The sequence below is a fragment of the Polynucleobacter campilacus genome (assembly GCF_002206625.1).
Classification (GTDB): Bacteria; Pseudomonadota; Gammaproteobacteria; order Burkholderiales; family Burkholderiaceae; genus Polynucleobacter; species Polynucleobacter campilacus.
The window spans coordinates 123,998-143,105 of record NZ_NGUP01000004.1 but is presented as its reverse complement, the minus strand read 5'-3'; the positions used below and the strand labels follow the sequence as shown (position 1 = coordinate 143,105).

The 19,108-nt window shown below is 46.4% G+C and carries 15 protein-coding genes; 4 read left to right on the top strand and 11 right to left on the bottom strand.

Annotated features, from left to right (window positions below; genetic code table 11):
- Window positions 1–7: 7 nt before the first annotated feature.
- Window positions 8–2,704 (bottom strand): pyruvate dehydrogenase (acetyl-transferring), homodimeric type, encoded by a 2,697-nt coding sequence (gene aceE / locus CBI31_RS08810; protein WP_088526036.1) that lies wholly within the window; start codon window positions 2,702–2,704, stop codon window positions 8–10.
- Between the two features lie 205 nt (window positions 2,705–2,909).
- Between aceE and CBI31_RS08805 the strand changes: the two genes are divergently transcribed.
- From CBI31_RS08805 to CBI31_RS08790, 4 genes are read left to right on the top strand one after another with little or no spacing between them, the layout of a single operon-like run.
- Window positions 2,910–5,426, top strand: a complete 2,517-nt coding sequence (locus tag CBI31_RS08805; protein ID WP_088526035.1) for a PAS domain-containing sensor histidine kinase — start codon at window positions 2,910–2,912, stop codon at window positions 5,424–5,426.
- Between the two features lie 34 nt (window positions 5,427–5,460).
- The gene (locus tag CBI31_RS08800; protein WP_088526034.1) at window positions 5,461–6,105 is read left to right on the top strand and encodes a response regulator transcription factor; all 645 of its coding nucleotides are present in this window, start codon (window positions 5,461–5,463) and stop codon (window positions 6,103–6,105) included.
- Between the two features lie 6 nt (window positions 6,106–6,111).
- Window positions 6,112–6,966: a bifunctional methylenetetrahydrofolate dehydrogenase/methenyltetrahydrofolate cyclohydrolase FolD gene (gene folD, locus CBI31_RS08795; RefSeq protein ID WP_088526033.1), complete on the top strand. Its 855-nt coding sequence runs from the start codon at window positions 6,112–6,114 to the stop codon at window positions 6,964–6,966.
- Between the two features lie 19 nt (window positions 6,967–6,985).
- A complete protein-coding gene (locus tag CBI31_RS08790) occupies window positions 6,986–9,118 on the top strand; it encodes a M3 family metallopeptidase (RefSeq protein WP_088526032.1) in 2,133 nt (710 codons plus the stop codon).
- Between the two features lie 29 nt (window positions 9,119–9,147).
- On the opposite strand, the gene CBI31_RS10355 is transcribed toward CBI31_RS08790, so the two are convergent.
- The 10 genes from CBI31_RS10355 to CBI31_RS08745 form a co-directional block, all read right to left on the bottom strand.
- Entirely contained in the window at window positions 9,148–9,309 is a 162-nt protein-coding gene (locus CBI31_RS10355) for a hypothetical protein (protein ID WP_161491197.1), read from the bottom strand.
- 94 nt (window positions 9,310–9,403) lie between these two features.
- Window positions 9,404–10,252, bottom strand: a complete 849-nt coding sequence (gene xth / locus CBI31_RS08785) for an exodeoxyribonuclease III (protein WP_206075481.1) — start codon at window positions 10,250–10,252, stop codon at window positions 9,404–9,406.
- Window positions 10,245–11,696 carry a nitrogen regulation protein NR(I) gene (gene ntrC, locus CBI31_RS08780; RefSeq protein WP_088526031.1) on the bottom strand — a complete coding sequence of 484 codons (1,452 nt, stop codon included), beginning with the start codon at window positions 11,694–11,696 and terminating at the stop codon, window positions 10,245–10,247. Before ntrC ends, xth begins: the two co-directional genes overlap by 8 nt.
- Window positions 11,693–12,814 (bottom strand): nitrogen regulation protein NR(II), encoded by a 1,122-nt coding sequence (glnL, locus tag CBI31_RS08775; protein ID WP_420812079.1) that lies wholly within the window; start codon window positions 12,812–12,814, stop codon window positions 11,693–11,695. Before glnL ends, ntrC begins: the two co-directional genes overlap by 4 nt.
- Before the next feature lie 26 nt (window positions 12,815–12,840).
- The gene (gene glnA, locus CBI31_RS08770) at window positions 12,841–14,256 is read right to left on the bottom strand and encodes a type I glutamate--ammonia ligase (RefSeq protein ID WP_088526029.1); all 1,416 of its coding nucleotides are present in this window, start codon (window positions 14,254–14,256) and stop codon (window positions 12,841–12,843) included.
- 216 nt (window positions 14,257–14,472) lie between these two features.
- Window positions 14,473–15,339 (bottom strand): competence/damage-inducible protein A, encoded by an 867-nt coding sequence (locus CBI31_RS08765; protein WP_276207134.1) that lies wholly within the window; start codon window positions 15,337–15,339, stop codon window positions 14,473–14,475.
- A 22-nt stretch (window positions 15,340–15,361) separates the two neighbouring features.
- A complete protein-coding gene (locus CBI31_RS08760; protein ID WP_088526028.1) occupies window positions 15,362–16,225 on the bottom strand; it encodes an EI24 domain-containing protein in 864 nt (287 codons plus the stop codon).
- 57 nt (window positions 16,226–16,282) lie between these two features.
- Window positions 16,283–17,254, bottom strand: a complete 972-nt coding sequence (locus CBI31_RS08755) for a sterol desaturase family protein (RefSeq protein WP_088526027.1) — start codon at window positions 17,252–17,254, stop codon at window positions 16,283–16,285.
- A 3-nt stretch (window positions 17,255–17,257) separates the two neighbouring features.
- Window positions 17,258–18,046 carry a polysaccharide deacetylase family protein gene (locus CBI31_RS08750; RefSeq protein WP_088526026.1) on the bottom strand — a complete coding sequence of 263 codons (789 nt, stop codon included), beginning with the start codon at window positions 18,044–18,046 and terminating at the stop codon, window positions 17,258–17,260.
- 9 nt (window positions 18,047–18,055) lie between these two features.
- Window positions 18,056–19,087 carry a YVTN family beta-propeller repeat protein gene (locus tag CBI31_RS08745; RefSeq protein ID WP_088526025.1) on the bottom strand — a complete coding sequence of 344 codons (1,032 nt, stop codon included), beginning with the start codon at window positions 19,085–19,087 and terminating at the stop codon, window positions 18,056–18,058.
- Between the last annotated feature and the right edge of the window lie 21 nt (window positions 19,088–19,108).

Genomic DNA, 19,108 nt, shown 5'->3' with positions numbered 1-19,108 from the left:
TCTCGTTTTAAACCGTCATTGGGTTTGGTTTAGTGGTGTCAATGCCATACTTCTGTATCGCTTCCGCTAGTTTTTGGCGATCCATCTGACCAGCATCTACTAAAGATCTCAGGGCAGTCACCACAACCCAGCGACGATCCACCTCAAAGAAGTCACGCAGTTTTTCACGGGTATCAGAACGACCAAAGCCATCTGTACCTAATACTTCATAGCGACGACCAATATGCTGAATCGCTGGGCGAATCTGCTCAGCAAATAAACGTATGTAGTCAGTAGCCGCAATGATTGGGCCTGAAGTATCTTTTAAGCACTTCTCTACATGAGAAAGTAAAGGTGCTGCCGTTGGGTTTAAGAGGTTGGCGCGGTGAACCGTATTCCAATCTCTGCCTAACTCAGTAAAGCTTGGGCAACCCCACAAGTCGGAGGCAACACCCCAGTCTTTATGTAAGATTTCTGCTGCCTCAATCACTTCACGGAAAATAGTTCCTGAACCGAGAAGTTGAACACGTAACTTCGCTTTGTCATCGCCCACAGACTTCAGCTTGTACATCCCTTTGATGATGTCTTTCTCGGCACCCTTTGGCATCCCTGGATGAGCGTAGTTTTCATTCATCAAGGTGATGTAGTAATACACGTCTTCCTGAACCTCTAACATACGACGCATACCATCTTGAATCACTACCGCCAATTCAAATGCAAATGTAGGGTCGTAACTGATGCAGTTTGGCACTGCTCCACTCCACAGGTGGCTATGGCCATCTTCGTGTTGTAAGCCTTCACCATTGAGCGTTGTTCTACCAGCAGTACCGCCCAGCAAGAAACCGCGGCTGCGCATGTCGCCTGCTGCCCATGCTAGGTCCCCAATACGTTGGAAACCAAACATCGAGTAGAAGATGTAGAAAGGTAACATCGGTACGCCATGGGTAGAGTAAGACGTTGCTGCTGCAATCCAATCGCATATACCACCCGCCTCATTGATGCCCTCTTGCAGAATTTGACCCGTCTTGTCCTCTTTGTAAAACATCAATTGATCATGGTCTTCAGGAGTGTAGAGCTGACCTAATTGGTTCCAGATACCGAGTTGACGGAACATGCCTTCCATGCCAAAGGTACGGGATTCATCGGGAACAATCGGAACTACTCGTTTTCCTAAAACTTTATCGCGCACAACGGTATTGAGTAGACGCACAAATGCCATCGTTGTCGAAATCTCACGACCTTCTGCAGTGGCCTCAAGTAGCGGAGCAAATACATCTAGTGCAGGAACAGGCAAACTTTCTGCCTTCATACGACGCTGCGGTAAATAACCGCCTAACTCTTGGCGACGCGCCTTCATGTACTCTAGCTCAGAGCTACCATCGGCAAATTTCACCAAAGGCATCTCATCAAGATCTTCATCTTTTACGGGGATCTCAAAACGATCACGGAAACGACGTACATCGTCATCGTTCATCTTCTTCGCTTGGTGAGCAATGTTCATCGCCTCACCAGATCCACCCATGCCATAACCCTTAATGGTGTGAGCCAGGATAACGGTTGGTTGATCTTTGTGATTGACCGCTGCATGAAATGCTGCATACACCTTATGCGGGTCATGGCCACCACGATTCAGTTGCCAAATCTCATCGTCGCTCCAGTCGCTCACTAAGGCTTTTAATTCTGGAGTATTAAATACTGTTTCGCGAACATAGCCGCCATTCTTAGACTTCATGGTTTGATACTGACCGTCCACAATTTCCCCAAGGCGCTGCATCAAGATGCCTTTTTTATCACGGGCAAATAAAGCATCCCACTGACCACCCCACACCACCTTGATGACATTCCAGCCAGCACCACGGAACTCGCCCTCGAGCTCTTGAATGATGCTGCCATTACCGCGCACTGGTCCATCAAGACGCTGCAAGTTACAGTTGACTACAAAAATGAGGTTATCCAGTTTTTCACGGCCAGCCATACCAATCGCGCCCAAAGATTCTGGCTCATCGGTTTCACCATCACCTAAGAAGGCCCAAACTTTACGACCTTCACTCTTAATAAAGCCACGGTCTTGCATGTAGCGCATAAAGCGCGCTTGATAAATCGCCATGATCGGGCCTAAGCCCATCGATACCGTTGGGAACTGCCAGAAGTCTGGCATCAACCATGGATGTGGATAGCTGGAGATACCCTTGCCCCCAACCTCTTGGCGGAAGTTATCTAGCTGCTCGCCAGACAACCGTCCCAGCATATATGCGCGTGCATAGACACCTGGGGCCGAGTGGCCTTGAACAAAAATGAGATCGCCGCCATGCTCTGGTGAAGGCGCATGCCAAAAATGATTGAAGCCTACGTCATACAAAGTGGCTGCTGACTGGAATGAAGAAATATGTCCACCAACGTTGGTGTCCTTGTTCGCGCGTAGAACCATCGCCATTGCATTCCAACGGGTATACGAACGAATGCGGTGTTCAACATTCTGATCGCCCGGTAAGCGCGCTTGATTCTCTACTGGAATCGTATTGATATATGGAGTCTCTGCATGAAATGGCTGTACAACGCCATTCACTCTGGCATGAGAAATTTGTTGATCAATTAAATAAGCAGCGCGCTCAGGGCCCTCATTATGAATAACGCCATCTAGGGCTTGTAACCATTCTTGAGTTTCGCCAGGATCAACGTCCTGAGAATTCTGTTTGCCTAATACTTGTTCTGGAACTGCGGCCATAACTTATCTCCAATGAGTGCTTCGCAATTGATTGTTCACTTTATAGGCAATATTCTAAAAAGGTATACGGGGGTAAACAAGCAATTTTCCACATAATGATAATATTTCTCATAATGTGATATTTTATTGCACTACAAATAAGATCTTGAAATTAAAGAGGAAATGGCGTTTTCAATAGAGCAATCAGGCAAAATAAGCCTCATTCATGAAAATTTCGGTCTCTTTTAGATTACTCCTTAGCCCATTCAAATGGCTCCGAAAAATCCGGGGATTTAGGCTCGTATATACCCCCCTCATTGCCATTGTTATTTTTACGGCAGTGATGGGCGTCATTTTGGGCACTCTGCAATTACAAGAAAAAAACCAACAAGAATCGGCTCTATTTAGAGAACTCTCTTTAGCTAAGCAGCGTATACAACTGCGCTTTGTAAATAATTTTGATGTCTTAGTCAGCATTAATCGAGAGCTAGCGGCTAGTGAGGATAAGGAAAGACTGAGAAAAATTGCTTACGAGCAAGCCGTTGATTTGGTCAACAACAACCATGAAATTGTCAAAATCATCTGGATTGATCCAAAAAATCAGTGGCTATGGACGGCCCCCTTAAGTAACAACAAATCAGATTGGATTAACAGAACACAAAACGACCAATCGGCCAATGAGGGATTGAACAATGCAATCGAACTCAGTAGAAGCACAAACAGAGCATCGTTTAGTCAGTTTATTAACTTAAATCTTCCAAGTAATGATCCACTCGAAAAAGAAAGAAAAACTGTTTTTTGGCAGGTAGTGCCCAATATTGTTGACGGAGAGATTATTGGATATTTGGCTGCCCTCTATACCGCTCAGGGTGTTTTGGATGTTGTGCCAGCAGAGCTCAAAGCCCAATACCGCTTTACCCTTCTCACCGACAACGAAAGAGTATTGTCGATTTCATCTGATAGAAACACCCCAAAACGCGCATTTAGTAATCAGACGAGTTTAGACATTGGCATTCTCAGTCCGAACTTAGTTTTACGGATTGATACCTATCCCCCGCCCACCAATCTCACCTTCCGAATGTTAATTGGCGTTGTGCTCGGATTATGTGCCTTCGTAATTTGGAGTTTGTGGTCCGTCTTAAAGCAAATGCAAGTCCGCCAAGAAGCGGAAGCGAGCCTTCGTACAGAAACGAACTTTCGTAATGCCATGGAAAATTCCACGCCGGTTGGTATTAGGGCGCATGACATGGAAAAGCGCATTACTTATGTGAACCGCGCATTTTGCGAGATGACTGGCTGGTCCGCAAAAGAGCTTATTGGCCTAACCCCACCATTCCCTTTCTGGCCGGACTCTAGGCGCGAGGAGCTGGTCGAGAAAATGAATGAAGCCCTGGAATCTGAGGCCATATCAAAAACAGGAATTGAGGGTGCCATTTTGCGCCGTGATGGATCGCAAATCGAAACGCGTACCTTTATTGCTCCCTTGATTAATGAGAAAGGGACTCAAACGGGTTGGATTACTTCATTAATTGATATCTCGGAACCAAAAAAGATTCGGGAAGAGCTTGCCGTATCCCAAGAGCGTTTTGTTACTGTACTTGAGGGGCTTGATGCAGCAGTATCCGTGGTAGATCTTGAGAATGACAAACTTCTATTTGCCAATCGCTTCTATCGAGAGAACTTTGGCGACAATGCACAAGGCCATTTTAAATTAGCTGGTAATCCCAGCAATCTGGATACCTTACGCGATGTTGCCGAGGAACTACAAGACTCAACACCAGGCATTCCAAGCTCATTCTTATATCAGGAAGCAGAGTCAGAAGAAGTTCAATTGGATGACGGCAGTAATAAGTGGTTTGAGGTACGTCGTCGCTTTATACCCTGGGTAGATGGCCATTTAGCCCAACTGTTGATTGCTACTGATATTACGATTCGCAAAGAAGCAGATGACTTGGCGCGCCAACAAGAGGCGCGTATGCAATTTACAAGCCGTCTGACTACGATGGGTGAAATGGCGTCCTCTCTTGCGCATGAATTAAATCAGCCCCTATCGGCCATCTCTAATTACTGCATGGGTGTTGCAAAACGCTTAGAGGCTAATCTTGATCCCTCTTTAAGTAAAGACATCTTGCCGGCTCTAGAAAAAGCATCTGAACAAGCACATCGTGCCGGCACCATCATTCAACGTATTCGTGGATTTGTGAAGCGCAGTGAGCCTCAACGTAAATTCTCATCGATCAAAACAATCATTGATGACGCAGTAGGTCTTGTAGAAATTGAAGCGCATCGCCACCGCTTAAGTATCACCTCTCAACTGGCAGATGATTTGCCCGAGGTTAATGTAGATCCTGTACTGATCCTGCAGATACTGGTGAATCTCCTAAAAAATGCCCTTGATAGCGTGCGTGAGGCCTATCCCCTCTCCTCCCGTTGGTCAGCGCCACCGGTCATGATTAGCGCCGATTTAGATACCAGCACCTTCCCTGCCATGATGCGTATTCAGGTAACGGATTCTGGGGGTGGCATTGCCGAATCCGTCTTAGAACGCATGTTTGAGCCCTTTTTTAGCACTAAAGCCGATGGAATGGGCATGGGACTCAATATTTGCCGCTCCATTATTGAATCCCATCATGGGCGACTTTGGGCATCGAATGTAATGGACTCCGAACGCACCAAACTGGCCGGCTGCACCTTTACAATGCTCCTACCCCTTGAATCCCCCGATTCAATGGAAAATGGATAAATCCTATTTTTAGATTGACCTTGCGAGACCCCTTATGAACTTAGCTGCTGCCAAACCAAACCAAGCCGAAGTCGTTTATGTCGTTGACGATGATGAGGCTGTACGTGATTCACTCACATGGCTTTTAGAAAGCAATGGTTATGTAGTTCGCTGTCATGCCAGCGCTGAGCGTTTCTTGCAGTCTTTGCAAAGCACTGATAAGTCGACTATCTCTTGTGCAATCTTAGATGTTCGTATGCCGGGGATGTCTGGCCTTGAACTCCAAGAGCGTTTAACTAGTGAAAACTTTCCAATGCCAGTAGCCTTTATTACTGGTCACGGTGATGTCTCAATGGCAGTCTCCACCATGAAACGTGGCGCAGTAGACTTTATTGAGAAGCCTTTTAAAGAAAATGATCTCTGTAGTTTGGTCGATCGCATGTTTGCTAAAGCGAGAGTGGAGTACTCACAAGCAAGTCAACGAAAAGTGACGCAGAGTTTACTGAGCAAGCTGACTGGTCGTGAGCGTCAAGTATTAGAGCGTATCGTTGCTGGTCGTCTCAATAAGCAAATTGCCGATGATCTTGGTATCTCTATTAAGACAGTTGAAGCCCACCGCGCTAATATTATGGAAAAGCTCAACGTCAATACCGTAGCCGATCTTCTACGTTTGGCGCTCTCAGATCCACAGCCGAATTAATTTCTCATGCCTGCCCAATTACTAGATGGCGTTGCCCTCTCTAAAAAAATTCGTACTGAAATTGCAGCGCGTGGTGCAATTGTTACTGCTAAGGGCGTTCGTCCTGGCTTAGCAGTCATCGTGGTTGGTGAAAATCCTGCTAGCCAAGTGTATGTCCGCAATAAAGTGAAGGCCTGTGAGGATGTGGGTTTTCATTCGGTATTAGAGCGCTATTCTGCTGAGCTGGGTGAAGAAGAATTACTTGCTCGCATTGCAACCCTTAATGCAGACCCATCCATTCATGGCATCCTAGTGCAATTACCGCTACCTGAGCATATTGCTGCTGAGCGTGTGCTTGAGGCCATTGCCCCCCAAAAAGATGTAGATGGTTTTCACGTTGCTAACGCTGGCGCTTTAATGGTTGGCCAGCCAGAGTTCAAGCCTTGTACTCCTTATGGCTGTATGAAACTCTTAGAGAGTATTGATTACCCGATTCGGGGTGCCCGCGCTGTGATTGTGGGCGCTTCTAATATTGTGGGCAAACCGATGGCCATGCTCCTATTGCAAGCTGGTGCAACGGTGACTATTTGTAATAGCAAGACCCGTGATTTAGCTCACCATACTAAAGATGCTGACATTCTGGTGGTGGCCACTGGCAAACACAAGATGATTGCTGGCGATATGGTGAAAACTGGTTCTGTCGTGATCGATGTTGGCATCAACCGCCTGCCAGATGGTAAGCTCTGTGGCGATGTGGACTTTGACGCCGCTAAATATATCGCTGGCTGGATCACCCCTGTACCGGGCGGTGTCGGCCCAATGACTATTACCATGCTGCTCATGAATACTTTAGAAGCGGCAGAAAAAGCAGCCAAGCCCTAGATCCATTAAGCTAGAGGGTATGACTACATCCCTACTATCACCCCTAGCCCTACCTTCCGAATTACAAAATAATCCGCTCCTGACTTTTGGTCGTGGCATCGCTGCCTACTCAGAAGTAAAGCCCGAGCACATTACTCCTGCCATTCAGTTTCTACTGAAGCATGCACAAGCTGCTTTAGATACAGCAACGGATCCAAAAACACCGTCGAGCTGGGATGCGTTGGCTGAGCCTCTAGAAGATGCGACCGAGGCACTAGGAAGATCTTGGGGGGTGATCTCCCACCTTAACAGTGTTGCCGATACACCTGAATTAAGGGCCGCTTATGGAGAGATGCTACCTGAGGTCACTGCATTCTTTTCTAGCCTTGGGCAAAACTTAGCGCTCTATCAGAAATTTAAAGCACTCAAAAATAGTTCTGACTTTGCAAAGCTCAATCGTGCACAAAAGAAGGTGATTGAAAACTCGCTACGAGATTTTCGTTTGGGTGGTGCCGAACTCAGTGACGCTGATAAACCACGCTTTTCTGCCATTCAAGATAAGCAAGCCGTTCTAGGCAAGGCATTTTCAGATCATGTCTTAGATGCAACTGATGGCTTTGTTCATCTAGTAAGTGATAAGGAAGATCTTGCTGGCTTACCAGAGGATGCCATCGCTGCAGCAGCCGATACCGCGCAGCAAAAGAATCTCCAAGGCTGGGCATTCACCTTGCACTTCCCCTCCTACTATCCAGTCATGCAATATTCTGAAAATCGGGGGCTACGTCGTCTGATGTATCAGGCCTATGTCACGCGCTCATCAGAGCTAGCACCTCAATACACCAAAAGTAAACTCGATTGGGATAACACTCAGAATATGTTGGAGCAATTGCGCCTGCGAGATGAAGAAGCGCGCATGCTGGGATTCGCCAATTACGCAGCACTCAGTTTGGCTCCTAAGATGGCTAACACCGTTGACGAAGTTGATCTCTTCTTAACGAACTTTGCGCTTAAATCAAAACCATTTGCCCAGAAGGATTGGGAAGAACTGTATGAGTTCGCAAAGGCGGAGCTTGGATTTGTAGATGGCCTTGAGCCTTGGGATATTCCGTTTGCCGCTGAGCGTTTAAAGCAAGCGCGCTACTCCTTCTCCGAAAATGAACTCAAGCAGTATTTCCCATTACCCAAAGTATTAGATGGCTTATTTAAAGTGATTCAGACACTCTTTGGTGTCAAGATTGAAGCTGCTGACTTACCGACTTGGCATGCGGATGTGCAGTCTTTTGCTGTGAAAGACCTGGCTGGAAAAATACGGGCTTATTTCTATCTAGATCCCTATGCACGCCCTGGTAAACGTGGTGGCGCCTGGATGGATGACGCTCGTGGTCGTAGAGAACTAGCCAATGGAGAAATCCAGATACCAGTAGCCTATCTCGTGTGCAACTTTGCTCCTCCAGTAACAGTGGATGGGATATTGCGCCAGCCTACGATTACTCATGATGATGTGATTACCCTCTTTCATGAAAGTGGTCATGGCCTGCATCATCTCCTCACCCAGGTGAGCGCCTTAGGAGTTTCAGGTATCAATGGTGTTGAATGGGATGCGGTTGAATTGCCAAGTCAATTTATGGAAAACTTCTGCTGGGAATGGGAAGTGCTCGAGAAAATGACAGCTCATGCGCAAACTGGTAAGCCATTACCGCGCGAGCTCTTTGACAAAATTCTGGCCGCCAAGAACTTCCAGAATGGTTTAGCAACTTTGCGTCAAATTGTGATGTCATTAACCGATTGGCGCTTACATTCGAGTTTTGATGCGAAAGGCGCTAATGGTCATGCAGTGCTTGAGGTTTCAAGAAGTATTGCGAATCAATACAACATCATTCCACAGCCTGAAATCTCTCGTTGGATTAATTCTTTCAGTCACATCTTTGCTGGTGGCTATGCCGCTGGTTACTACAGCTATAAATGGGCTGAAGTTCTCTCTGCAGATGCTTACTCTGCATTTGAGGAAGCAGCAAAACTGACCGGGAGCGTGCTGGATGCTAAGACTGGAACTCGATATAGAGAAGAAATTCTGGAGGTGGGCGGTAGTCGCCCTGCTGCTGAATCCTTTAAAGCCTTCCGTGGAAGAGAGCCGAGTATTGATGCTTTACTGCGACATGGTGGGCTAGCTTAAATAGCGCAGCCCACCCAAGATGGAAGGGTTTATTTGCCTATTCTTTTGCAAATAGAATCAGAAATAGTCGCCAAGAAATAAACTACCATGCCAAGGACGAAGACGAGATAACTGCCATCGTCAAAAAATTGCAGTAAGCCCACGATGACTATGCCAAGGGCAAGAACGCTGACTGTTGTTTTAGCAAACATATTGATTCCCTAAAAAGATCATTTCTTAATAATGCGTAATCTTAAGACAAAAAGCGATTTCATGCTTTGGAGGATGTAACAGTCAATCTTTTGTCTAATTTTTCTGAATAACAGCTATCACAGGCGCATGATCAGAAGGCTGCTCCCAGGTTCTAGGCTCCTTATCGACTATGCTGGCGCTGCATTTTTCTTTAAGGGCTTCACTTAATAGAATGTGATCAATGCGCATGCCGGCATTTCTTCTGAAACCCATCATGCGGTAGTCCCACCAACTATAAGTTTTGGGCGCTTGCTCAAACATTCTGAAGGAATCAGATAAACCAAGATTGATTAAGTCTTGGAAAGCGTTTCTTTCTGGTGGTGAAACTAGGTTCTGCCCTTCCCACGCTTTAGGGTCGTGCACATCCTGATCTTCTGGCGCAATATTGTAATCACCGAGAAGTGCTAAGCGTTGGTTTTGCTCTAGCTCTTCTGTTAACCAAGTATGTAGTTTGTTTAACCAATCTAGTTTGTAAACAAACTTATCACTATCGGGTGATTGTCCATTTGGAAAGTAAGCTGAGACCAGTCTAATAGGTTTTGTTCCTGCAAACGGAATAGTAGCGGCAAGGATGCGCTGCTGCTCATCATCATTCCCGGGAATATTTCTGGTGGGCTTTAGAAAGGTTGTGGCTGTATCAGAGGCAATTGCTGCTAAAGCAGCTTTACGCACAATGATGGCAACCCCGTTATAAGTCTTTTGCCCTGCGGCGATGCTAAGATAGCCCGCCGCCTCTAGCTCTTGATGGGGATACTTATCATCCGTGAGCTTGAGTTCTTGCAGGCACAAGGCATCAATCGGCTGATGCTTTTTTTCCTGATCTTGCAACCAACGAAGTACGTGTGGAAGGCGAACCTTTAAGGAATTGACATTCCACGCCGCAATTCGAATTGAATCAGTCATCTATCCCCAGTTCCTGCAATTTACGTGTAATCGTATTGCGTCCGATGCCAAGGCGTTGTGCTGCCTCAACCCTTCGACCACGCGTTACTTCCAGCGCGGCTTGCAACACTGCTTTCTCAAACCGCGAGCATAGCGCATCGTAAACCTCTTTATCACCATCCTGTAGCATTTTGGTGGCTAAGCGCCCAAGCCCGTTTTCCCAATCACCTGCAGCCGATTTTGCAGCAGCTGGGTTTGTGGGGGCAGATTCGCCATGCAATATGACAGGCTGCTCACCAGCTTGCGCCATGATGTCTGAAGGTAAATCACTAACGCCGATGATATTTGCAGGCGTCATAACTGTCAGCCAATGACATAAGTTCTCTAACTGACGAACGTTGCCTGGAAATGGCATCGCTGTCATCTCTTTTAATACCTCATCAGAAAGCTTCTTGGGCTCAACGCCTAATGACTTAGCGCAACTGAGCATAAAGTGTCTTGCCAGCATCGGAATATCTTCACTACGCTCACGCAGTGAAGGCATGCGCAAACGCATGACATTCAAGCGATGCAATAAATCTTCCCGGAAAAAACCTGCTGCAACTCTACTATCTAGGTTTTGGTGGGTTGAGGCAATAATGCGAACATTCGCTTTGATGGGATCTTGACCACCAATGCGGTAGAAGTGCCCATCAGTTAAAACACGCAAGAGTCGAGTTTGCAAATCAAATGGTAAGTCGCCAATTTCACCTAAGAATAAAGTGCCACCATCGGCCTGCTCAAAGCGACCACGACGCAAGGTCTGTGCGCCTGGGAAGGCACCACGCTCATGACCAAATAATTCTGATTCGAGTAGATCTTTAGGGACGGCTGAAGTACTCAGTGATACAAATGGTCCCTTGGCTCTGGGACTGTGTTTATGCAATGCATGCGCTACTAACTCTTTACCAGTGCCAGACTCGCCAGTGATCAGTACGGTTGCATGAGACTGAGCTAAGCGACCAATCGCACGAAAGATTTCTTGCATCGCAGGCGCTTGGCCAATAATTTCAGAAGCATCTTGTCTCCAGGTGGATAGCTCCTTTGCTCCTGAATCATTGCGAATACCCTGCTCTATTGCCCGATGAATTAACTCAACGGCTTTCTCGACATCAAACGGTTTGGTGAGATACTCAAACGCACCACCCTGAAATGAGGAAACTGCAGAGTCAAGATCAGAGTAGGCAGTCATGATAATGACGGGTAGATTGGGATGACTTGATTTGACATGCTGTAGCAAGTCCAAGCCATTCCCGCGAGGCATCCGAATATCTGAGATCAACACCTGAGGAGCTTCTTTCTCGAGCGCATTGAGGACATCGTTAGGATTAGAGAAACTCTTATGCGGGATATTCTCTCGCGCCAAGGCTTTTTCTAGCACCCAGCGTATTGATTGGTCATCATCGACGATCCAAATTGGTTTCATGATGTTCTCTCCTGCCTACGGTATGGAATTTGAATATGGAAATCGGTACGCCCAGGGCGACTATCGCAAGCAATAAAGCCCTGATGTTGTTGCACAAAGGTCTGTGCCAGAGTGAGGCCTAAGCCACTACCCCCTTCTCTTCCTGATACCAAGGGAAAGAAGATGCGCTCAATGATTTCTTCTGGAATACCAGGTCCGTTATCGATCACGTGTAAATCCATCGCCAATTTATAACGTTGCTTTGCGATCGTGACCGAACGTGCCACACGGGTTTTGAGTTCGATTTGAGCAATGCCTTGACTAATCTCTTCAGATAGGGCCTGCGCAGCGTTGTGCACAATATTCAGGGTCGCCTGAATCAATTGCTCACGATCACCCATCACATCTGGAAGACTGGTGTCGTAATTGCGGATAATTTTCAGACCCTTTGGAAACTCCGCCAATACCAGACTACGAACCCGCTCAAGTGCTTCATGCACATTAAATGCCTCAATCAAATGAGCCTTACGATGTGGTGCCAAGAGACGATCTACTAAGTCCTGCAAACGATCGGACTCTTTAATAATGACCTGCGTGTACTCACGCAAACCTTTTTCAGGCAACTCAAACTCCAATAGCTGAGCTGCCCCACGGATGCCACCCAAAGGATTTTTAATCTCATGGGCTAGGTTGCGCATTAATTGCTTATTGGCTTCCACTTGCTGTGTAACACGCTCATCGCGCTCACTGCGCAACTGCTGATCGATTGGAAACCACTCCATCAGAATGAGATCTGGGTCATCTAATGCAGCGACGACTACGTGCGCCTGGATAGAGTCTTGATGGATGCTGCCTGGCAAGGAATGTAAAACCATTTCTTGACGTTGAGCGGAAACATGGCCAAGCTTCACCTCTGAAATCATGCCACTCAAGGCGCCCGTATCACCAAATAAGTCATGCACAGACTGACCCTCAAGTGATTTACGCGATAGATCCAGCGCCGACTCTGCAGCTGGGTTCACATAGACCAATTGTTGGGTCTCCGCCTCAAATACCACGATGGCATTGGGCATCTGATCAAGCAATGTCGGAAAAAAAGGAGCAGCCGTAGCTGCTCCCTTGAACGAATTGCGCAACAGACCTGCGCTCAATCTCTCTCCTTCGCTTACAGGGAGTAGTACATATCAAATTCGATTGGATGAGTTGTCATACGGAAACGTGTGACATCTTCCATCTTCAAATTGATATAGGCATCGAGCATAGACTCAGTAAATACTCCACCGCGAGTCAAGAACTCGTGGTCTTTCTTCAAGGCATCCAGGGCTTCTTCTAAGCTTGCGCAAACCGTTGGGATCTTTGCATCTTCTTCTGGTGGCAAGTCATACAAGTTCTTGTCAGCAGCTTCACCCGGATGAATCTTGTTCTGCACGCCATCCAAACCAGCCATCAACAAAGCAGAGAAGCAGAGGTATGGGTTAGCCAATGGATCTGGGAAGCGAGTCTCAATACGACGACCCTTAGGACTTGGAACGTGCGGAATACGGATAGAAGCAGAACGGTTACGTGCTGAGTAGGCCAACTTTACTGGAGCCTCAAATCCTGGAACTAAACGCTTATATGAGTTTGTGCCTGGGTTAGTAATCGCATTCAATGCCTTAGCGTGCTTGATGATGCCACCGATGTAGAACAGAGCAAACTCTGACAATCCTGCGTAGCCGTTACCAGCAAACAAGTTTTCGCCATTCTTCCAAACAGACTGGTGAACGTGCATACCAGAACCGTTATCGCCAACTACTGGCTTAGGCATAAAGGTTGCTGTCTTTCCGTAAGCGTGAGCTACGTTATGAACAACGTATTTCTGCCAAATAGTCCAGTCAGCACGTTGTGTGAGTGTGCTGAACTTAGTACCCAATTCGTTTTGGCCTTGGCCAGCAACTTCATGGTGATGCACTTCTACTGGAATGCCAAGTGATTCAAGAATTAAACACATTTCAGAGCGCATGTCCTGGAATGTATCTACTGGAGCGACTGGGAAGTAACCGCCTTTTTTACCTGGACGGTGACCAGTGTTACCACCTTCGATTTCTGCACCAGATGACCATGGAGCTTCTTCAGAATCAATCTTCACGAAGCAACCTTGCATATCGGCGCCCCAACGAACACCATCAAAAATAAAGAACTCTGGCTCCGGGCCGAAGTAAGCAGCATCACCTAAACCAGTGCTCTTCAAATAAGCTTCAGCACGTTTTGCAATAGAGCGTGGATCGCGGTCATAACCCTTACCGTCAGCTGGCTCGATCACATCGCAAGTCAACACCAAAGTTGGCTCTTCATAGAATGGATCGATATAAGCGGCTGTTGGATCTGGTTTGAGCAACATATCAGAAGCTTCAATACCCTTCCAACCAGCAATAGAAGAGCCGTCAAATGCATGACCGCTCTCAAATTTATCTTCATCAAAGGCAGAGATTGGAACTGTCGTGTGCTGTTCTTTACCCTTTGTATCTACAAAGCGGAAATCAACGAAAGTACATTCTTTCTCTTTAACTAACTTCATCACATCAGCGACGGTCTTCGTCATGCAAATCTCCTCTATTAACTAAATTCGGAATTCAAACCTAAGGCATACACCCTTGTTTATTCCAGGCATCAAACATGCCTAATGGATGTATGTAATTTACTGAAGCAAACAAATGGGAACGCTTATTATTGCACTATTAAAGTGCTCGATTTAGACCTGGGAAGCCTAAAAACCCTCTATTTGCACATATTTGGTGCAAATAGAGGGTTTTACTACCTACTTAATATCGTGAATTTCATAGCCCAGTTCTTGGGTGCCCGTTCTGAGTGCAAGCCAGGCACTGTCTAACAGGTTGGCATTGCCCTTGATTCCTAACTCGATGTGGCGCTGGGCATAGACTCCTCCCTTTCCAGCATCACCAACGGAAGGCAGACTGAAGACCTTGACCCCTGGAAAATTAGCCTCGATACGTTCCATTAAAGGAGTTAAGGCCGACTCAATACCCTTAGGAACAATGAAGCTCTGCTCTGCCCAGTTCTCTTGGTGAAAGAGGTCTTTGTAGTGCGTATCTAGGCACCAAGCCATCATGGGTGCTGCCATGACTGGAAAGCCAGGAACAAAGTGATGCTCTTTGATTCGAAAGCCCGGAATCTGGTTGTAAGGATTGGGAATGATGTCACTACCAATGGGGAACTCTCCCATCTTGAAGCGATGTTGATTCTCTGGCGTATTTAAATCTGCTTTGATGGGATCGCCTTCTGCCGTTGACTGAATGCGGCCAGCAATCAATTCTTGCGCAGTAGGGTGTAATTGCGTTTTGGTCCCTAGCGCTAACGCAGCGCATTGACGGGTGTGATCATCAGGTGTCGCACCGATACCACCAGTACTAAACACCACATCACCACTTGCAAAACTTTCTTTGAGTGTTGCAGTAATCTGCTTGGGATCATCAGCTACATACTTCGCCCATGCGAGGCTTAGACCACGCTCATTGAGTAGCTCGATCAATGTGGCCATGTGTTTATCTTGACGACGACCCGATAGAATCTCATCACCAATCACAATCAGACCAAAGCGGCGTTGCGCTGCACTTGGCGTATTGTGTAGTGAGTCTATTTCAACTTTTTTAATTGCATCAACCATCTCATTAGCCATCTTATTAGTCTTAATACGGAATTTCCGTTTCAACTTCACGCGCTTGTAATGTCAATGCTTGATTTAACTCTTCTTGGCGCAACTCTTTGAGAACATCTAATAAGAAGTGGCTAAACCAAAGACCCGCAAATACAAAGATTAAAGAATAAACCCAGAGAGCAACAAAGCTGACGATCGGAAACAGGACTAAGGCCAATGCTGATGTAGCCCAGAAGAATGTGGGTACTGCACCCAGCATTCCGGAGGCGATGCCCATACAGAGCAAAGGCCAGCGAAATTTTTCCAATAACTGATCACGCTCTTCTACGCTGGCGTGTTTAGCAAGTACATCATAAGACATGAGGCGCATCGTCAGCCATCCCCAGAGCAATGGCGGCAATACCGCTACTAATGGCGGGACCCACCACACTGGCAATGTCAGCATGACCAATACAAGACAGATGAGCGCCGACCATAAGGAGTAAATGAGACTACCCCATAAACCGCCACCCCGCTTGCACTCTAAATCTTGATAGTGCGCTTGTCTGACCACAATCTTCACAATAGTAGGTACCGTTGAAAAGGCAATGAATACCAACAAACTAATAGTGATGAGCGGAATAATCAGCATGACAAAAAACAAAGGCGCAATCCAAGCTCTCGCATTTTCAAAGCCAGCCCAGATCAAACCCTCTTGAATCCAATTCGTAAATAGGGAATTGGTTAGAAACTCACTGAGTACTGCGAGTGCGGGCGTCCATGTCAGCCAGATAAGACAACCCCAGAGAAGCGATACGATCAAGAATGGCCGCAAGCTAAGCCACAGCATTCTTGGATGCATCGTCCCAACTAGAGCCAATCCAAATGATTTAAATACTTGTGGCAGTCCAGTCATAAAACTCCTATTACATACCAACTCGTATGCCTTACTTCATTGATTAACTTCGTTGATTTACTTTGGCCTAAGCTCTTTCACTGCACGTAGCAAGCCTTGCCATTGTTGAGCAAAGACACTGTGCGATACGACCAAGTTTCTGACACCTGTAGGATAGACCTCTTTCGGGAATATGGCTGTTTTAAACAGCATGTCCCACCAGGGAAACAAAATACCAAAATTGCAACCGCCCAATACGCCAGGCTTGCCTTGTGCTTCATGGCCATACCCTACTGCGTGGTGCATACGATGAAACATGGGTGATACCAAAAGATATTGCGCCTTACCTAGATGGACCTTGATATTGGCATGTTGCCAGCTTTGAATAAATTGACTCAATGCAATGAGAATAATAAATTGCCCTGGGGATACCCCAAATAGAAGTGCAAAAAATGCCGTCACTGCTGCATCCATGATGTCATCTAGGATGTGATTGCGGTTGTCTGACCAAGCGGTCATGACGGTTTGGCTATGATGCAAGGCATGCAACTGCCACCACCAATGCACTGTATGTGAGGCGCGATGATAGAGATAGCCTACGAGATCTAGCAGAACCAAATAGACTAAAAAACTGACTAGCGGTATTGAAGTAACCTCTGGCCACCAAGACTCCACATTTAGACGTTCAAAGCGGAAATCATGCAAGATGGCATCCATCTGAAAAAAGAAACCCGACAAAGCAATGAAGATCAGACCATGAAAAATACCCAGTCGATGAAATAAGGTATAGATCACGTCTGCTCTACTGCTCTTCGCAAAACGCTCTTGAGTCTCTGCAGGGGCTACGCGCTCCCAGACTCTGAGCACAACAATGATCAGAAAAATCTGAATACAGCCAAATAAAAACCAATCGATACCATCAAATATGTCTTCTGCCCAAGACATCAAGTCAAATTGATACAGAAGTGGCCCGACAATTTTGGCAAACAAAAACTCCTGAACGCTACCGTAAGCGCTGGAAATTGCTGAAGTGATTGAGTTCAAGTCCATGCTTTATTTTGACTGATTTGCCAAATTTTTGTTTGCCTTGGGCAATATCCCAAAGCAAAAGCCGCGACTCTTGAGATTAATGATGAGCTGCTCCAATACGGCTGGAGCCCAAGGGTCCTTTCTGGACCAAATACCGAGGTGAGCCATCGTAATATCGCCATCCCTGATCTCTCGACTGGCTTTTTGCAAAAGAGTGCTATTGGGATGCTTATCAGAGTTCAGCTCATCACCTAAAAACCCTGCTGGGGACCAGCCAAAGTGTTGATAGCCGCACATATCCCCCATCCGAATCAAGTTTGGTGAGGTTTTGCCACCAGGAGCGCGCCAGATCTTTTGCAATGGCTGACCCGTTAACTCTGCAAAACGAAGATCTACCCGACGAATCTCTTTGCACATAGATGCTTCGTTATAAAGCAGCGTCATACCGGCCTTAGACCCAAACTGAGGCTTCACAAAGACTTCGCCTTGGGGCCCATCTTTGACTAAATAAGTGTGGTCGTAGGTATGACTACCAAAGTGGTGTCCTTCTTTAAGCCGCTCTTGCCAAAAGACTTTCCAGGAGTCGTCCAAAGCAAAATCACCCCGGAAGGTCTTTTCATTAGAGAGGAAAAAAGTTGCTTTGACATCTTGGCGCTTGAGTATCTCAGCCACTTTTTCAGCAACTGCCATATTACCAGTATCAAATGTCAGGTAAACCGTTTTATCACAGCTGGCTGTTTGGGCGTTAGCAGCGAATGGCAGACTGCCAATGACTAGTGCGGCTATGAGATGAATAAGTTGCCTGTACCTCATGGCGAATAATTATTCCCAGGAAGCTCTGGGGTAAAAGAACACACCATGCGGAGATTTGCCCACTGGAATCACTGTCATTAATTTCATGGAGGGGATATCAATCACACCAACTTTTTTGGCAAAGCGTAAGGTAACCCACAAGGTTTTGCCATCTGGAGTAATTTCCATATCATCTGGACCCGCAGGCAGGCCTGTGATATCGCCAACCTTCTCCAGAGTTTGCATATTGATCAGACTAATAGAGGAAGCAATACGGTTAGTGACAAATACATGCTTCTTATCGCCTAATGGACGGAAGTTATGGGCGCCCTTACCTGTGATGATGCGCTTGACTTCTTTACGCGCCTTCCAATCAATCACCTGAACAAAGTCTTCGCCAGTAATGCCCACCAATACATACTGATCACCTGGTGTCATCCACAAGCCAGCAGGGACCTTGCCTGTGGGCATCACCCACAGCACACTTTGTGTTTCTAGATCAATTGCTGCAAGCTCATTGGAATCTTGCAATGTGATGAAGGCAATTTTGCTATCTGCTGTAAATGCAATATGACTTGGTGTCTTGGCTAACTTCACTGTTTTAGCCAGCTTGAGATCGGCGCCATTGGCTGCATAAATATCTACACGGTCTAAACGATTTCCGTTTGCTACAAACCATTTGTGATTTGGTGAATACCCAATTTGGTAAGGATCAATGATGTTCGGAATTCTGCCGGTTAATTCACCAGTGCTTGGATTCATCAACACCACATCATTGCCTACAGCATTGGCAATCAATAATGTTTTTTCATCTGGAGTCAACATCAGATGATGGGGCTCTTTACCAACAGGAATGGTTTTAATCACCTGACGGCTTGGCATATCAATCAAACTCACTGTTGCCTCACCCGAATTGAGAATCACCGCCAGTTTTGGCTGATTAGCCGCAGAATTTGTTGTGGCAGCTGTTTGCGCAATGGCAAAGTGGTTTGCTGAGAATAGGGTCAATATGAAGGTAGTCGCAATATTGCGAAAACCTCTAATCGTGATAAATGTATGCATTCCGCTATTGTAAGCAATCAA

Coding starts and splice junctions, on each gene's coding strand:
- aceE (WP_088526036.1), bottom strand. CDS start 2,704: ATGGCCGCAGTTCCAGAACAAGTATTAGGCAAACAGAATTCTCAGGAC.
- CBI31_RS08805 (WP_088526035.1), top strand. CDS start 2,910: ATGAAAATTTCGGTCTCTTTTAGATTACTCCTTAGCCCATTCAAATGG.
- CBI31_RS08800 (WP_088526034.1), top strand. CDS start 5,461: ATGAACTTAGCTGCTGCCAAACCAAACCAAGCCGAAGTCGTTTATGTC.
- folD (WP_088526033.1), top strand. CDS start 6,112: ATGCCTGCCCAATTACTAGATGGCGTTGCCCTCTCTAAAAAAATTCGT.
- CBI31_RS08790 (WP_088526032.1), top strand. CDS start 6,986: ATGACTACATCCCTACTATCACCCCTAGCCCTACCTTCCGAATTACAA.
- CBI31_RS10355 (WP_161491197.1), bottom strand. CDS start 9,309: ATGTTTGCTAAAACAACAGTCAGCGTTCTTGCCCTTGGCATAGTCATC.
- xth (WP_206075481.1), bottom strand. CDS start 10,252: ATGACTGATTCAATTCGAATTGCGGCGTGGAATGTCAATTCCTTAAAG.
- ntrC (WP_088526031.1), bottom strand. CDS start 11,696: ATGAAACCAATTTGGATCGTCGATGATGACCAATCAATACGCTGGGTG.
- glnA (WP_088526029.1), bottom strand. CDS start 14,256: ATGACGAAGACCGTCGCTGATGTGATGAAGTTAGTTAAAGAGAAAGAA.
- CBI31_RS08765 (WP_276207134.1), bottom strand. CDS start 15,339: ATGGTTGATGCAATTAAAAAAGTTGAAATAGACTCACTACACAATACG.
- CBI31_RS08760 (WP_088526028.1), bottom strand. CDS start 16,225: ATGACTGGACTGCCACAAGTATTTAAATCATTTGGATTGGCTCTAGTT.
- CBI31_RS08755 (WP_088526027.1), bottom strand. CDS start 17,254: ATGGACTTGAACTCAATCACTTCAGCAATTTCCAGCGCTTACGGTAGC.
- CBI31_RS08750 (WP_088526026.1), bottom strand. CDS start 18,046: ATGAGGTACAGGCAACTTATTCATCTCATAGCCGCACTAGTCATTGGC.
- CBI31_RS08745 (WP_088526025.1), bottom strand. CDS start 19,087: ATGCATACATTTATCACGATTAGAGGTTTTCGCAATATTGCGACTACC.